The organism is Pseudomonas sp. GW821-FHT02B10, assembly GCF_059421865.1.
Window position 1 is genome coordinate 388,115 of the sequence record NZ_JBWKVU010000002.1, and the last position, 14,866, is coordinate 402,980.

A 14,866-nucleotide genomic window follows, 5' to 3' on the forward strand; every position below is an offset into this window, starting at 1 on the left:
ATGTCGGCCAATAAGAAGCCTGTAAATACTCCGTTGCATTTGCTCCAACAGCTTTCGAGCAGCCTGCTCGAACATTTGGAAAACGCTTGTTCCCAAGCCTTGGCTGATGCTGAAAAACTGCTCGCCAAACTGGAAAAGCAACGCGGTAAGGCACAGGAAAAACTGCACAAATCGCGCACCAAATTGCAGGACGCCGCGGCGGCCGGCAAGGCCAAGGCACAAGCCAAAGCCAAGGACGCAGTGAAAGAACTTGAAGACCTGCTCGATGCACTCAAGGCACGTCAATCCGAAACCCGCGCCTACATTCTGCAACTCAAGCGCGACGCTCAGGAAAGCCTGAAACTGGCCCAGGGCGTCGGTCGTGTGAAAGAAGCCGCAGCCAAGGTGCTGAGCACTCGCTCCGCCAAACCGGCCGCCGCTCCAGCACAGAAAGCCGCAGCCAAGCCGGCGGCAAAAGCACCGGCCAAACCTGCCGCTAAAGCACCGGCAAAAGCTGCCAGCAAACCGGCTGCCAAACCTGCCGCCAAGCCAGTGGCAAAAACCGCCGCAGCCAAACCTGCAGCTGCCAAGCCAGCGGCTAAACCGGCTGCTGCAAAAGCACCTGCGAAACCTGCTGCCAAACCTGTTGCGAAAACGGCGGCTGCCAAACCGGCTGCAGCGAAACCCGCTGCCAAGCCAGCAACAAAACCAGCGGCCAAACCCGCCGCCAAGCCAGCGGCTAAAACCGCAGCGGCCAAGCCTGCTGCTGCCAAGCCAGCGGCTAAACCGGTAGCGGCAAAAACGGCTGCGAAGCCGGCCGCCAAACCGGCTGCGGCCAAAGCTCCGGTGAAGGCAGCAGCGAAACCCGCGGCCAAACCTGCAGCTAAACCTGCAGCAGCCAAGCCAGCGGCTTCCACTGCCGCCAAGCCAGCAGCCGCTAAACCGGCTGCAGCCAAACCAGCCGCCAAGCCTGCGGTGAAACCTGCTGCCAAGCCGGCTGCAAAACCAGCCGCGAAGAAGCCAGTCGCCGCCAAGCCTGCTGCTGCCAAACCGGCCACCGCTCCAGCGGCCGCCAAACCAGCCACCCCGGCAACTCCGGCAGCCAAGCCTGCGGCACCGGTCTCTTCGCCAGCTCCAGCGGCGACTGCTGCGCCAGCTCCGGCTCCGACTGCCGCTCCCGCCAGCACCACGCCAACCAGCGCTTCCTAAGCGTCGGTCACCGCGACGCGCAGCGCCTGCAGCGCGTCGCGGTTGAGGTTGGCGGCTTCGGCCGCCAGTCCTTCCAGCCAGTCCGTCAGATCCTGCGCTTCACCCTCCGACCATTCTCCCGCCAGCGCCTCCAGGCGCAGCAGCAGTTGCCGCTCGGCCTCCAGTTCCAATGCCTTGACCTGTTCGCGCAAGATCGCCAGTTCCGGATCCGCGCTCGCGGCCGGGCGCCATTGCGTGCGCAGCTGGCGCAGCGGCCTGACGACTTCGTCGTGCCAGGGCTGGCCCAGGGTTCGCAGCTGTTGCAGGCGCTGCGAAGTGCAGGCCACCCCGCGTGCGCCGAGCCAGGCCGCGCAGAGTAGAAGGCAGACATTGGCCCCGGCCGCCTGAAGGTTCAGGCAGGCTTCTTCGACGCCCGGGCGGGCGTAGGTCTTGAGGGTGAAGCTCCACAGGTCAGAGGACATAGTGCTACTCGCGCCAGTTGCGAACGAAGCTGGTAGACTCCGCCGCCATTATGATTCGACTTCAGAACCTGACTTTACAGCGTGGTCCGCAACGTCTGCTAGAAGACGCCGAGCTGACCCTGCACGCCGGCCAGAAAGCCGGCCTGATCGGTGCCAACGGCGCCGGCAAATCCAGCCTGTTCGCCTTGCTGCGTGGCGAGTTGCACCCGGATTCGGGCGACTGCTTCCTGCCCGCCGACTGGCGCATCGCCCATATGCGCCAGGAGGTCGATACCCTCGAGCGGCTGGCGGTCGACTACGTGCTCGATGGCGACCTGCGCCTGCGCCAGGTGCAGCGTGAGCTGGCCGCCGCCGAAGCGGCCCATGACGGTGCGGCCCTGGCGCGCCTGCATGCCGAGCTGGACAGCGCCGACGGTTATACCGCCGACGCCCGGGCGCGCAAGCTGCTGGCCGGCCTGGGTTTCAGCAACGAGCAGATGGACCGCCAGGTCGGCGACTTCTCCGGTGGCTGGCGGATGCGCCTGAACCTGGCGCAGGCGCTGATGTGCCCGTCGGATCTGCTGTTGCTCGACGAACCGACCAACCACTTGGACCTCGATGCGATCCTCTGGCTGGAGGACTGGCTCAAGGGCTACCCCGGCACTTTGCTGCTGATTTCCCACGACCGCGATTTCCTCGATGCCGTGGTCGACCATGTGGCTCATGTCGATCAGCGCAAGATCACCCTTTATCGCGGTGGCTACAGCGCCTTCGAGCGCGCCCGTGCCGAACGTCTGGCGCAACAGCAGCAAGCCTACGAGAAGCAGCAGGCGCAGCGTGCGCATATGGAAAAGTACATTGCGCGCTTCAAGGCCCAGGCCACCAAGGCCCGCCAGGCCCAGAGCCGGATCAAGGCCCTGGAGCGGATGGAAGAGCTGTCCGCCGCCCACGTCGACTCGCCGTTCGACTTCGTTTTCCGCGAGTCGGAAAAGATCTCCAGCCCGCTGCTCGACCTGTCCGATGCCCGTCTGGGTTACGGCGAGAAGACCGTGCTGGAGAAGGTCAAGCTGCAACTGACCCCGGGTGCGCGCATCGGTCTGCTCGGCCCCAACGGTGCGGGCAAGTCGACCCTGATCAAGAACCTCTCCGGCGAGCTGTCGCCGCTGGGCGGTCGCCTGACCCGCGGCGAGAATACCGTGGTCGGCTACTTCGCCCAGCACCAGCTGGACTCGCTCGATGCCAAGGCCAGCCCGTTGCTGCATTTGCAGCGCCTGGCGCCGACCGAGCGCGAGCAGACCCTGCGCGACTTCCTCGGCGGTTTCGACTTCCGCGGCGCGCGTATCGACGAGCCGGTGCTGAATTTCTCCGGTGGCGAAAAGGCGCGCCTGGCCCTGGCCCTGATTGCCTGGGACCGCCCGAACCTGCTGCTGCTCGACGAACCGACCAACCACCTGGACCTGGAGATGCGCCTGGCCCTGACCATGGCCCTGCAAGAGTTCAGCGGCGCGGTGCTGGTGGTCTCCCACGACCGTCACCTGCTGAAAAGCACCACCGACAACTTCTACCTGGTGGCCGACGGCAAGGTCGAAGAGTTCGACGGCGACCTGGACGATTACGCGCGCTGGCTGGTGGATTACCGCCAGCGCAACGCGCCGGTCAGCACGACCACGGTCAACCCGGACAAAACCGACAAGAAGGCCCAGCGCCAGGCTGCCGCGGCCCTGCGCCAGCAGCTGGCCCCGCACAAGCGCGAAGCCGACAAGCTGGAAACCGAGCTGGGCAAGGTCCACGAGCGGCTGGCGAAAATCGAAGCCAGCCTCGGCGACAGTGGTATCTACGAAGCCGCGCGCAAGGACGAGTTGCGTGATCTGCTGGCCGAGCAGGCCAGGCTGAAGGTGCGCGAAGGCGAACTGGAAGAGGCCTGGATGGAAGCCCTGGAACTGCTGGAAAGCATGCAGGCGGAACTGGAAGCCTTGTCCTGATGGAAGCGTTCAAGTTGCCTGTGCCTATCACGTGGGTCGAGCCGCTGTGGGTCACCGTGCAAATCCTGCTGATCCTGCTGGCTGGCTACGTCACCCAGCGGTTTGTCGCGCGCTGCCTGACCCGCCTGGGTGAACGTTATCCGTTCCCGCCGCAGTTGCTGATGCCACTGCGCGGCGGCTTGCGCTGGCTGATCATGGGCAGCGCGCTGATCTTTGTCCTGGAGCGGCTCGGGGTGTCGGCGACGGTGCTCTGGACTGCCCTGTCCGGTTTTGTCGCTGTGGCTGCGGTGGCCTTCTTCGCCATGTGGAGCGTGCTGTCCAATCTGCTCTGCGCCATCCTGATCTTCACCGTGGGCCCGTTCCGCATCGGCGATGTGGTCGAACTGGTGGACACCCTCGACAAACCGGGCATCAAGGGCCGGGTGGTGGCAATCAACCTGCTGTACACCTCGTTGATCGAGGCCGAGGAAGCCGGCACCGGCGGCGTCATGGTGCAAGTGCCCAACAGCCTGTTCTTCCAGCGTTCGGTGCGCCGCTGGCGCGGTAGCGATGCGCTGTCGATAGGCTCCGGCGAGAAATAGTCCTCCTGCGCCGTCTCTGTAGCCGCTGCCGAGCATCGCGAGGCTGCGATCGGCTGCGACGCAGACATGCTCTTGAGATCGCAGGAAGCTCCTGCGGACCTTAGCGCAGCCTTCGGCAGCGGCTACAGTTGGCCGGCGATGTCTGTCCGACAAAAATCTATGGTCATCCGCCCGCCGGCGCATTAGCTTAGGCGTCTACGACGAATTCGAGCCGAGGTGTGCGATGGTTCTTGAGACATGGCTGGCGTTTTTTGCCGCCTGCTGGGTGATCAGCCTTTCCCCGGGGGCCGGCGCGATTGCGTCGATGTCCTGCGGTTTGCAATACGGTTTCTGGCGCGGTTACTGGAACGCCCTGGGCCTGCAACTGGGCCTGGCCATGCAGATTGCGATTGTCGCCGCCGGCGTGGGGGCGATTCTCGCGGCATCCTCGACCGCCTTTTACGCGATCAAATGGTTCGGCGTGGCTTACCTGGTCTACCTCGCGGTCAAACAGTGGCGCGCGCTGCCCAGCGACCTGAGCGACGACTCCGCGATCCGACCGATCGGCAAACCGCTGGCGCTGGTGTTCCGTGGGTTCCTGGTCAACATCAGCAACCCCAAGGCTCTGGTGTTCATGCTGGCGGTCCTGCCGCAGTTCATCGATCCCCACGCACCGCTGGTGAAGCAATACCTGATTCTCGGTGCGACCATGATTGCCGTCGACCTGATCGTCATGGCCGGCTACACCGGCCTGGCCTCCAAGGTCCTGCGCCTGCTGCGCACGCCTACCCAGCAACGGCGCATGAACCGCACCTTCGCCGGTCTGTTCCTCGGCGCCGCCGGGTTGCTGGCGACCATTCGCAAAGCGCCGGTCTAAGAGGCTGGTCACATAAAAAAGGCGCCCATCGAGGGCGCCTTTTTTGTGCGTGCGCCTCAGGGGATCCGAGAGCATGGGCTAGTCCCGGCCACGCCCGGATTTATTTCATCTTTGTTCAGGAAACCCCGGACCCCAGGCGATTCAAGGCTTTGGCCCTGTACGAGGTACGACTGCGCCTGGGTATCGCGTGTGACAACGCTTGAGTGAAACTCATTGGAAGTGAACAATGTGTTACTTCGTATTTCCATTTGAGATTCGTTCATGACTGCCCCCTCCCGTTTCCTGGCGTGGCTCGTGCTGCCGGTATTGGCCCTGTGCAGCGCCAACCTGCTGGCGGACACCGTAGAAGGCGCGCCCAAGGCGCTGCACCTGCTCGACTACATTGGCGCGGACTACCCTCCGACGGTCGAGGCGGGCAAGGTCATTGACGACTCCGAGTACCGTGAACAGGTCGAGTTTCTCGGTGTGTTGCAGGGGCTGGTCGCCGATTTGCCGGCCAAGCCGGAGAAGGCCGAGCTGGAGCAGGGCATCGCCAGCCTGAACGATGCGGTCAAGGCCAAAGCGGACGGCGCCCTCGTCGCCCGCCAGGCGCGGCAGCTGGGCGCCAAGCTGGCGGTGGCCTATGAGGTCAGCCAGGCGCCGATCATCACCCCGGATCCGAGCCGTGGCGCGCCTTTGTATGCCCAGCATTGCTCGGTGTGTCACGGCGACACCGGTGCCGGCGATGGCCCGGCTGGGGTCGGCCTGACGCCGCCACCGGCCAACCTGCGGGATGCGGCGCGCACGGATCACCTGAGCCTCTACGCGATCTACAACACCCTCGGCCTGGGCGTCGAAGGCACCGACATGCCGTCGTTCGCCGATCAGCTGGATGACCGCCAGCGCTGGGACTTGGCGACCTATATCGCCGGCTTCACTGCCGACCCGGCCGCGGCGAAGGGCGACAAGAGCTACAACCTCGCCGACCTGGCCCGCCAGACCCCAAGCGAAGTGCAGGCCGCCGAAGGCCCGCAGGCCGCGGCCACCTTCCGTGCCCAGCGCGCCCAGCCGCCACAGGTCAAGCGTGGCCCGGCGCAACTGCTCGACTACACCGCCTCGACCCTGGACAAGAGCCTGGCCGCCTACCGCGCCGGTGACCGCGAACAGGCCTACGACCTGTCAGTGGCGGCGTACCTGGAAGGCTTCGAGCTGGTGGAAAGCTCCCTCGACAACGTCGATGCCAATGTGCGCAAGGACACCGAGAAAGCCCTGATGGCCTACCGTCAGGCGCTGCAGGACGGCTTGCCGGCAGAGCAGGCCGAGCAGCGCCTGGCTGCCGCCAAGGCCAAGCTGAAAGAGTCGGCGGGCCTGCTGGGCAGCGACGGCCTGAGCTGGTCCCTGAGCTACATTTCCGGCCTGCTGATCCTGCTGCGCGAAGGCCTGGAAGCGATCCTGGTGCTGGCGGCGATCCTGGCCTTCCTGCGCAATACCGGCCAGCAATCGGCGGTACGCAGCGTCAACGTCGGCTGGGGGCTGGCGTTGCTGGCCGGCCTGGCGACCTGGGCGCTGGCGGCGTATGTGATCGATGTCAGCGGCTCCCAGCGCGAGTTGCTGGAAGGCGCCACGGCCTTGTTCGCCAGTGTCATGGTGCTGTGGCTCGGCGTGTGGATGCACGACCGCCGGCACGCCGCGGCCTGGCAGGACTACATCAAGAGCAGCCTGGTGGGCGGTGGCGGCCGTTTTGGTTTTGCGGTGCTGGCGTTCTTCTCGGTCTATCGCGAGCTGTTCGAAGTGATCCTGTTCTACGAAACTCTGTGGCTGCAGGCCGGCCCGGCGGGCCATAACGCAGTGCTGGCCGGCGGCGCCACGGCGCTGGTGCTGCTGGTCGGCCTGGCCTGGGTGATCCTGCGCGGTTCGGCCAAGCTGCCGCTGACGCTGTTCTTCGGCATCAACGCGGCGTTGCTGTGCGCCTTGTCGGTGGTGTTTGCCGGGCATGGCGTCAAGGCGCTGCAGGAGGCTGGAATCTTCGGTACGCGGCCGGTGGCGTTCTTCGACTTCGACTGGCTGGGCATTCACGCCGATGCCTACTCGCTGACGGCCCAGGCGGTGGCGATCGTGGCGATCATCGTGCTCTACAGTCGCAGCCGCATCGCCGAGAAACGGCGGACCCAGGTTTCCTGAGGCATCCGCTTCGCTCATTATCGCGGGCAAGCCTTGTTCCTACGGTTCATCGAGAACCGTAGGCGCGAGGCTTGCCCGCGATGCTTTTCAGGAGGAGTCACGCAATGCGTGTGTGGATCGATGCCGACGCCTGCCCCAAGGCGGCGAAGGATCAGGTGGTGAGGTTTGCCCTCAAGCGCCAGTTCGAGCTGGTGCTGGTGGCGGGGCAGCCACAGATCAAGCCGGCCTTTGCCTGCGTCAAGCTGATCGTGGTGCCCAGCGGCCCGGATGCGGCTGACGATTATGTGGTGGAACACGCGGTGCCGGGCGAACTGGTGATCTGCAGCGATGTGCCCCTGGCCGACCGGCTGGTGAAGAAGGGCGTCGCCGCTCTCGACCCGCGGGGCAAGGAGTTCGATGCGCAGAACATGGGCGAGCGGCTGGCGGTGCGTAACCTGTTTACCGATCTGCGCGAGCAGGGGCAGGTCGGTGGCGGGCAAGGCGCTTATGGGGATCGCGAGAAGCAGGCCTTCGCCAATGCCCTGGACCGGATCCTGACGCGGCTGGCGCGTCAGGCCTGACAATTCCCGCGAGGGCGCTTGCCGCTCGCCACGGCTTTTGGGTTACTCGTCGTTTTCGTGGGTCAGTTCCAGCACCCGATCCACCAGCTTATTGATGCCGGCCGCGGCTTCGCTGATGGACTGCGCGAGCATGTAGGCCGGGGTGCTGACCAGCTTGCGCGCCTTGTCCTCGATGATGTCGCCGACGGTGCACTCTGCATGGGTCGCGCCCATCTTGCTGACGGCGGCCGCGGTGTCGGCGTCGTTGCCGATGGTGCAGGTGACGCCCGGGCCATAGATCTTCGCCGCCAATGCCGGCGAGATGCAGATCAGGCCCACCGGCTTGCCGGCTTCGGCGAAGGCTTCGGTCAGCGCCAGGACATCCGGCTGGACCGTGCAGCCGGCCCCTTCCACGGCGAAGTTGGAAAGGTTTTTCGCCGCGCCAAAACCGCCAGGCACGATCAGCGCGTCGAAGTCTTCGGCGTTGGCCTCGCGGATGTCTTTGACCTGGCCGCGGGCGATGCGCGCCGATTCCACCAGGACATTGCGCGACTCGGGCATCTCTTCGCCGGTCAGGTGGTTGATCACATGCAGCTGGGCGATGTTCGGGGCGAAGCACTGCACCTGGGCGCCACGCTGGTCCAGGCGCAGCAGGGTGATGACGCTTTCATGGATCTCGGCACCGTCATAGACGCCACAGCCGGAAAGGATCACTGCAACTTTTTTGCTCATGGTTTTTTCTCCAGATTCATGGCGTTAAATGTCCACTAATTTGTTGCCCGTTGCCATAGGGTTATCCCGTCGCCCGACCTAATCTTCGATCAGGATTGCGATCAGGTCGTGTGATGAATTTCATTCTGTATGCGGTGCCGTTCTTCTTCGTGCTGATAGTCCTCGAGCTGCTGGCCGACCGCTGGCGGGGGGAACAACTATCGGGTCGCGGACGCTCTCTACATGGATCGCAACTACGGCGGCGTGTTCATTATTTGGGACCGGCTGTTCGGCACCTTTCAGGAGGAGGACGACAACGAGCCGGTGGTCTTCGGCGTCACCACGCCCCTGGCCAGCTGGAACCCGGTGTGGGCCAATCTGCAGTTCTATGCCCGGTTGCTGACGATGCGCGGTGTACGCGGCTCTTGGCAGCTACCTGATGAACCTGGGCGACAGCCTGCCGGTCGCGGCCCTGGTGCTGGGCTGGAGCGCCGTGGCCTTTGGTCTGTTCGTATTGGGGTGGTGCTGGAGAATCGCCCGTGGGCGCTGAAGAGGGAGCTGCTGCGGCTGGCGTCGGACCTGCCGCTGGTGTGGCTGGCGCCTCTGGTCGGGCTGTGGCCGGCCAGCGCCTTGGGCTGGGTCGGCCTGATCAGTTACAGCCTGCTCAGTGGCATTGCGTTTTACTGCTGCCGGGGTCGTCTTACTCGACTGGCGTCTTAGACTTGCAGCAATCGCTCTGCTCGTTCTGCTTGACCTGTTCGGCTTCGTAGATCGCCTTGGCCAGTCGCGCATTCTTGAAGCGGCGGCGCAGCCACAGGGCAAAACCCAGGACCAGCAAGGCGCCGAGTACCCACAGTTCGTACTTCTTGATGCTGCCCAGCATGCCTTCGAGCACGGCGCCGAAGTGATAGGCCGCGGCGGCCAGGGCGGCGGCCCAGATCGCCGCACCGATGCCGTTGAGCAACAGATAACGTCCCGGCGGATATCCCGACAGGCCGATGGCCACCGGCATCACGGTGCGCAGGCCGTAGACGAAGCGGAAGCTCAGCACCCAGATGTCCGGATGCTTGCGGATATGCTCTAGCGCCCGATCGCCCATCAATTGCCAGCGCGGTTTGCGCGCCAGTAGCTTGCGCCCGTGCTTGCGTCCCAGGAAGTACCACAGCTGGTCGCCGGCATAGCTGCCGAAGAACGCCACGACCACCACCAGGTTGATGTCCATGTATCCGCGAAACGCGAGGAAGCCGGCCAGGACCAGGATGGTCTCGCCTTCGAAGAATGTGCCGAGAAAGAGGGCGAAGTAGCCGAATTCCTGAAGAAATTGTTGGAGCATTGTCTGGATGCTGGCGAAATGAACGCGCAGCCTAACCCTTCGGGCCCATGGAGGAAAGTATCCAAATGTGTCTCGACGTGAACAAATGCTGGCTGGACAATAGCTGCGACTACCGGTCACAGGGTTAAGCACAACTGTCATCCGTTCGTCATAATGGGCGCTTATAACTGTCACGCTCGCCCGCCTGTGCGGGCTCAGGAGTCTGTCGTGAGCTTTACCCCAGCCAACCGTTTGTTTCCCGCCACTCGCCTGCGTCGCAATCGCCGTGATGATTTTTCTCGTCGCCTGGTGCGTGAAAACGTCCTGACCACCGATGACCTGATCCTGCCGGTATTCGTGCTCGACGGTGAGAATCGTCGGGAAGCGGTGGCCTCGATGCCGGGCGTCGAACGCCTGACCATTGACCTGTTGCTGGAGGAAGCGGCGAAGTGGGTCGAGCTGGGGATTCCCGCGCTGGCGTTGTTCCCGGTGACCCCGGCGGATCTCAAGTCGCTGGACGCCGCCGAAGCCTGGAACCCGGAAGGCATTGCCCAGCGCGCCACCCGCGCGCTGCGTGAGCGTTTCCCTGAACTGGGGGTGATCACCGACGTGGCGCTCGACCCGTTCACCACCCACGGTCAGGACGGCATCCTCGACGAAGAAGGCTATGTGCAGAACGACATCACCGTCGATGCACTGGTCAAGCAAGCCCTGTCCCATGCCGAAGCCGGCGCCCAGGTGGTCGCGCCTTCGGACATGATGGACGGCCGCATCCAGGCGATCCGCGAAGCCCTGGAGCTGGCCGGGCATGTCAACGTGCGGATCATGGCCTATTCGGCCAAGTACGCCAGCGCCTATTACGGCCCGTTCCGCGACGCGGTCGGCTCGGCGCTGAACCTGGGCAAGGCCAACAAGGCCTCCTACCAGATGGACCCGGCCAACAGCCACGAAGCCCTGCATGAAGTGGCCGCCGACCTCGCCGAAGGCGCGGACATGGTCATGGTCAAGCCGGGCATGCCGTACCTGGACATCCTTTGGCGGGTCAAGGATGAATTCAAGGTGCCAACCTTTGTCTATCAGGTCAGCGGCGAATACGCCATGCACATGGCGGCGATCCAGAATGGCTGGTTGAGCGAAGGGGTTATTCTCGAATCCTTGACTGCCTTTAAACGCGCGGGTGCCGATGGCATCCTGACTTACTTTGCCGTTCGTGCTGCTCAATTGTTACGAGAGCAAAAATAGCCCTCCCAGGAACACGCGATGAATACCGAAGGACTCACTGAAGTTGCCGTAAAAGAAGCTCAACCCGTGGTCGAGCAGGTCGTTGAAACACCACCGGAGCTGGAAGCCCCGCCGGTGCAAGCGGACGCACCGCATGTGGCGATGCCGACCCTGGTCATCCCGAGCCTGGATGACAGCAGCCTGTATATCCATCGCGAGCTGTCGCAACTGCAGTTCAACATCCGCGTGCTGGAACAGGCGCTGGATGAGTCCTATCCGTTGCTGGAGCGCCTGAAGTTCCTGCTGATCTTCTCCAGCAACCTGGACGAGTTCTTCGAGATCCGCGTCGCCGGCCTGAAGAAGCAGATCACCTTCGCCCGTGAGCAGGCCGGTGCCGATGGCCTGCAGCCGCATCAGGCCCTGGCGCGCATCAGCGACCTGGTGCACGGTCACGTCGACCGCCAGTACGCGATCCTCAACGACATCCTGTTGCCGGAGCTGGAGAAACATCAGGTCCGCTTCATCCGTCGCCGTTACTGGACCACCAAGCTCAAGACCTGGGTTCGTCGTTACTTCCGCGACGAGATCGCGCCGATCATCACCCCGATCGGCCTCGACCCGACGCACCCGTTCCCGCTGCTGGTGAACAAGAGCCTGAACTTCATCGTCGAACTCGAAGGGATCGACGCCTTTGGTCGCGATTCCGGCCTGGCGATCATCCCGGCGCCGCGCCTGCTGCCGCGGATCATCAAGGTGCCGGAAGAAGTCGGCGGCCCTGGCGACAACTATGTGTTCCTCTCGTCGATGATCCACGCCCACGCCGATGACCTGTTCCAGGGCATGAAGGTAAAGGGCTGCTATCAGTTCCGCCTGACCCGCAACGCCGACCTGGCGGTGGACACCGAGGACGTCGAAGACCTGGCCCGCGCCCTGCGCGGCGAGCTGTTCTCCCGTCGTTACGGCGATGCGGTGCGTCTGGAAGTGGCCGACACCTGCCCGAAACACCTGTCCGACTACCTGCTCAAGCAGTTCAACCTGAGCGAGACCGAGCTGTACCAGGTCAACGGTCCGGTGAACCTGACGCGCCTGTTCAGCATCACCGGCCTGGACAGCCACCCGGAGCTGCAATACACGCCGTTCACCCCGCAGATTCCCAAGCTGTTGCAGAACAGCGAGAACATCTTCAGCGTGATCAGCAAGCAGGACATCCTGCTGCTGCACCCGTTCGAGTCCTTCACCCCGGTGGTCGACCTGCTGCGTCAGGCGGCCAAGGACCCGCACGTACTGGCGGTGCGCCAAACCCTGTACCGCTCCGGCGCCAACTCGGAAATCGTCGATGCGCTGGTGGATGCGGCGCGTAACGGCAAGGAAGTCACCGCGGTGATCGAGCTGCGCGCGCGCTTCGACGAAGAGTCCAACCTGCAACTGGCCAGCCGCCTGCAAGCGGCCGGCGCGGTGGTGATCTACGGCGTGGTCGGCTTCAAGACCCACGCCAAGATGATGTTGATCCTGCGGCGCGAAGCCGGCGAGATCGTACGCTACGCCCATCTGGGCACCGGCAATTACCACGCCGGCAACGCCCGCCTGTATACCGACTACAGCCTGCTGACTTCCGACGACGCCTTGTGCGAGGACGTCGGCAAGCTCTTCAGCCAGTTGATCGGCATGGGCAAGACCCTGCGCATGAAGAAGTTGCTGCACGCGCCCTTCACCCTGAAGAAGGGCATGCTCGACATGATTGCCCGGGAGACCCAGTTCGCCCTGGACGGCAAGCCGGCGCACATCATCGCCAAGTTCAACTCGCTGACCGATCCGAAGATCATCCGCGCGCTGTACAAGGCCAGCCAGTCGGGCGTGCGCATCGACCTGGTGGTGCGTGGCATGTGCTGCCTGCGTCCGGGGATCGCCGGGGTGTCGCACAACATCCATGTGCGCTCGATCATCGGCCGCTTCCTGGAGCACACCCGGGTGTTCTACTTCCTCAATGGCGGCGAGGAGCAGATGTTCCTGTCCAGCGCCGACTGGATGGAGCGCAACCTCGACAAGCGCGTCGAGACTTGCTTCCCGGTCGAGGGCAAGAAGCTGATCCTGCGGGTCAAGAAGGAGCTGGAAAGTTATCTCACCGATAACACCCACAGCTGGAGCCTGCAGTCGGACGGTCGCTACATCCGCAACACCCCGACCGGCAACCAGAACCCGCGCAGCGCCCAGGCCACATTGCTGGAGCGCCTGAGCAACCCGGTGCTGGCGGTGCGCTGAGCCCGGGGCTTATTCAGCCCATGAAAAAGCCGGCTTGCCGGCGATGGTGCCCTTTAGAAGGAGCCCATCGCCGGCAAGCCGGCTTTTTTGTGCGGGGCGTTTCAGTGCACGTTGAGGGTGATCCCGACCCGGGTCAGCCATTCCGCTTCCAGGGCGAAGTCGGCCTGGGTCAGCTGGTTCTCGTCCAGCCAGTTTGCCGGGAACATCACCTCCAGGCTGTCGCCGGCGGCGTGCAGCTTCACCTGGGGCATTTCCTGGGTGCCGCGGATATGGTGGAACAGGATGGCGAAACGCAGCAGCACGCACAGGCGGATCAGCTTGCTGCCTTCCTCGCCGAATTCGGCGAACTTGTCCTTGGGAATGTTGCGACGGTGGCCGCGTACCAGTAGCGCGAGCATTTGCTGGTCTTCGCGGGAGAAACCGGCGAGGTCGGAGTGCTCGATCAGGTAGGCGCCGTGCTTGTGGTAATGGTAGTGGGCGATATCCAGGCCCACTTCATGGACCTTGGCGGCCCAGCCCAGCAGTTCGCGCCAGACGCCGTCCTCCAGATCCCAGTCCTCGGCCACCTGGTCGAAGGCGTGGAGCGCCTTGCGCTCGACCCGGGCGGCCTGTTCCAGGTCGACGTGATAACGCTCCATCAGCGAGCCCAGGGTGCGCTCGCGCACGTCTTCGTGGTGATGACGGCCCAGCAGGTCGTAGAGCACGCCTTCGCGCAGGGCGCCTTCGCAATGGTCCATGCGCTGCAGTTCGAGGGCGTCGAAGATGGCTTCGAGAATCGCCAGGCCGGCGGGGAAGATCGCCCGACGATCCGGCTTGATGCCTTCGAAGTCGATTTTCTCGGCATCGCCCAGCTTGAACAGCCGACGCTTGAGCCAGGCCAGGCCTTCGGCGTTGACTTCGCCACTGCCGTGGCCGCCGGCCTTGAGCGCCAGGCCGATGGCGCGGATGGTACCCGAGGAGCCGATGGCTTCATCCCAGGTCAGGCGATGCAGGGCGTGTTCGATGCTCATGATTTCCAGGCGCGCTGCGGTGTAGGCCTGGGCGTAGCGCGCCGGGGTGATCTTGCCGTCGCGGAAATAGCGCTGGGTGAAGCTGACGCAGCCCATCTGTAGGCTTTCGCGCAGCAGCGGCTCGAAGCGCTGGCCGATGATGAATTCGGTACTGCCGCCGCCGATGTCGGCGACCAGGCGCTTGCCCGGGGTATCGGCGAGGGTATGGGACACGCCCAGGTAGATGAGGCGGGCTTCTTCACGACCGGAGATGACTTCCACCGGGTGGCCGAGGATTTCCTCGGCGCGGCGGATGAATTCGCCGCGGTTGCGGGCTTCGCGCAGGGCGTTGGTGCCGACGATGCGTACCGCGCCTAGGGGCATGCCGTTGATCAGTTGGGCGAAGCGCTTCAGGCAATCGAGCCCGCGTTGCATGGATTCTTCGTTGAGTTGACGGTCTTCGTCGATCCCGGCGGCCAGCTGAACCTTTTCACCGAGCCGCTCGAGAATGCGGATTTCATTATGGTGAGCCTTGGCCACGACCATGTGAAAGCTGTTGGAGCCCAGGTCGATGGCGGCGATCAGGGACAGATTCTTGGCTTGGGTTTGCGGCATGGTTTGGGGGTCT

Annotated in this window: 12 protein-coding genes and 1 pseudogene; 9 read left to right on the top strand and 4 right to left on the bottom strand. The window is 64.0% G+C overall.

From position 1 onward, the window contains the following. Positions 1-1,188, top strand: a complete 1,188-nt coding sequence (locus AC07VU_RS05645) for an AlgP family protein (RefSeq protein WP_495029600.1) — start codon at positions 1-3, stop codon at positions 1,186-1,188. On the opposite strand, the gene AC07VU_RS05650 is transcribed toward AC07VU_RS05645, so the two are convergent. Then, positions 1,185-1,649 carry a TIGR02444 family protein gene (locus AC07VU_RS05650; protein ID WP_009046139.1) on the bottom strand — a complete coding sequence of 155 codons (465 nt, stop codon included), beginning with the start codon at positions 1,647-1,649 and terminating at the stop codon, positions 1,185-1,187. The genes AC07VU_RS05645 and AC07VU_RS05650 overlap by 4 nt on opposite strands. A 50-nt stretch (positions 1,650-1,699) precedes the next feature. Between AC07VU_RS05650 and AC07VU_RS05655 the strand changes: the two genes are divergently transcribed. The 5 genes from AC07VU_RS05655 to AC07VU_RS05675 all read left to right on the top strand — a co-directional run bounded on the left by AC07VU_RS05655 (position 1,700) and on the right by AC07VU_RS05675 (position 7,767). Beyond that, a complete protein-coding gene (locus AC07VU_RS05655) occupies positions 1,700-3,610 on the top strand; it encodes an ATP-binding cassette domain-containing protein (protein WP_053263068.1) in 1,911 nt (636 codons plus the stop codon). Beyond that, positions 3,610-4,191 carry a mechanosensitive ion channel family protein gene (locus AC07VU_RS05660; protein WP_007926705.1) on the top strand — a complete coding sequence of 194 codons (582 nt, stop codon included), beginning with the start codon at positions 3,610-3,612 and terminating at the stop codon, positions 4,189-4,191. The genes AC07VU_RS05655 and AC07VU_RS05660 overlap by 1 nt, the downstream gene beginning before the upstream one ends. A 223-nt stretch (positions 4,192-4,414) precedes the next feature. Further along, positions 4,415-5,047 carry a LysE family transporter gene (locus AC07VU_RS05665; protein WP_457275199.1) on the top strand — a complete coding sequence of 211 codons (633 nt, stop codon included), beginning with the start codon at positions 4,415-4,417 and terminating at the stop codon, positions 5,045-5,047. A gap of 261 nt (positions 5,048-5,308) precedes the next feature. Further along, on the top strand, positions 5,309-7,207 hold the full coding sequence (locus AC07VU_RS05670; protein WP_495029601.1) for an FTR1 family protein: 1,899 nt from the start codon (positions 5,309-5,311) through the stop codon (positions 7,205-7,207). A gap of 104 nt (positions 7,208-7,311) precedes the next feature. Continuing rightward, positions 7,312-7,767: a YaiI/YqxD family protein gene (locus tag AC07VU_RS05675; protein ID WP_495029602.1), complete on the top strand. Its 456-nt coding sequence runs from the start codon at positions 7,312-7,314 to the stop codon at positions 7,765-7,767. Between the two features lie 42 nt (positions 7,768-7,809). On the opposite strand, the gene elbB is transcribed toward AC07VU_RS05675, so the two are convergent. Beyond that, a complete protein-coding gene (elbB, locus tag AC07VU_RS05680) occupies positions 7,810-8,478 on the bottom strand; it encodes an isoprenoid biosynthesis glyoxalase ElbB (RefSeq protein WP_007926709.1) in 669 nt (222 codons plus the stop codon). A 198-nt stretch (positions 8,479-8,676) separates the two neighbouring features. On the opposite strand from elbB, the pseudogene AC07VU_RS05685 reads away from it, so the two are divergent. Then, positions 8,677-9,177, top strand: a pseudogene (locus tag AC07VU_RS05685) (sterol desaturase family protein); the annotation flags it as partial. On the opposite strand, the gene AC07VU_RS05690 reads toward AC07VU_RS05685, so the two are convergent. Next, positions 9,158-9,790: a DedA family protein gene (locus tag AC07VU_RS05690; protein ID WP_007926712.1), complete on the bottom strand. Its 633-nt coding sequence runs from the start codon at positions 9,788-9,790 to the stop codon at positions 9,158-9,160. The pseudogene AC07VU_RS05685 and the gene AC07VU_RS05690 overlap by 20 nt on opposite strands. Before the next feature lie 207 nt (positions 9,791-9,997). Here AC07VU_RS05690 and hemB point away from each other — a divergent pair, with 207 nt between their 5' ends. Further along, a complete protein-coding gene (gene hemB / locus AC07VU_RS05695; protein ID WP_274304978.1) occupies positions 9,998-11,011 on the top strand; it encodes a porphobilinogen synthase in 1,014 nt (337 codons plus the stop codon). Between the two features lie 18 nt (positions 11,012-11,029). After that, the gene (ppk1, locus tag AC07VU_RS05700) at positions 11,030-13,249 is read left to right on the top strand and encodes a polyphosphate kinase 1 (protein WP_009046131.1); all 2,220 of its coding nucleotides are present in this window, start codon (positions 11,030-11,032) and stop codon (positions 13,247-13,249) included. Between the two features lie 101 nt (positions 13,250-13,350). On the opposite strand, the gene ppx is transcribed toward ppk1, so the two are convergent. After that, positions 13,351-14,853 carry an exopolyphosphatase gene (gene ppx, locus AC07VU_RS05705; RefSeq protein WP_009046130.1) on the bottom strand — a complete coding sequence of 501 codons (1,503 nt, stop codon included), beginning with the start codon at positions 14,851-14,853 and terminating at the stop codon, positions 13,351-13,353. Between the last annotated feature and the right edge of the window lie 13 nt (positions 14,854-14,866).

Bases quoted from the DNA above. Each gene is read 5' to 3' on its own strand.
- elbB (WP_007926709.1), bottom strand. From the start codon at position 8,478: ATGAGCAAAAAAGTTGCAGTGATCCTTTCCGGCTGTGGCGTCTATGAC.
- AC07VU_RS05670 (WP_495029601.1), top strand. From the start codon at position 5,309: ATGACTGCCCCCTCCCGTTTCCTGGCGTGGCTCGTGCTGCCGGTATTG.
- AC07VU_RS05665 (WP_457275199.1), top strand. From the start codon at position 4,415: ATGGTTCTTGAGACATGGCTGGCGTTTTTTGCCGCCTGCTGGGTGATC.
- AC07VU_RS05650 (WP_009046139.1), bottom strand. From the start codon at position 1,649: ATGTCCTCTGACCTGTGGAGCTTCACCCTCAAGACCTACGCCCGCCCG.
- ppk1 (WP_009046131.1), top strand. From the start codon at position 11,030: ATGAATACCGAAGGACTCACTGAAGTTGCCGTAAAAGAAGCTCAACCC.
- ppx (WP_009046130.1), bottom strand. From the start codon at position 14,853: ATGCCGCAAACCCAAGCCAAGAATCTGTCCCTGATCGCCGCCATCGAC.
- AC07VU_RS05675 (WP_495029602.1), top strand. From the start codon at position 7,312: ATGCGTGTGTGGATCGATGCCGACGCCTGCCCCAAGGCGGCGAAGGAT.
- AC07VU_RS05655 (WP_053263068.1), top strand. From the start codon at position 1,700: ATGATTCGACTTCAGAACCTGACTTTACAGCGTGGTCCGCAACGTCTG.
- AC07VU_RS05660 (WP_007926705.1), top strand. From the start codon at position 3,610: ATGGAAGCGTTCAAGTTGCCTGTGCCTATCACGTGGGTCGAGCCGCTG.
- AC07VU_RS05690 (WP_007926712.1), bottom strand. From the start codon at position 9,790: ATGCTCCAACAATTTCTTCAGGAATTCGGCTACTTCGCCCTCTTTCTC.
- AC07VU_RS05645 (WP_495029600.1), top strand. From the start codon at position 1: ATGTCGGCCAATAAGAAGCCTGTAAATACTCCGTTGCATTTGCTCCAA.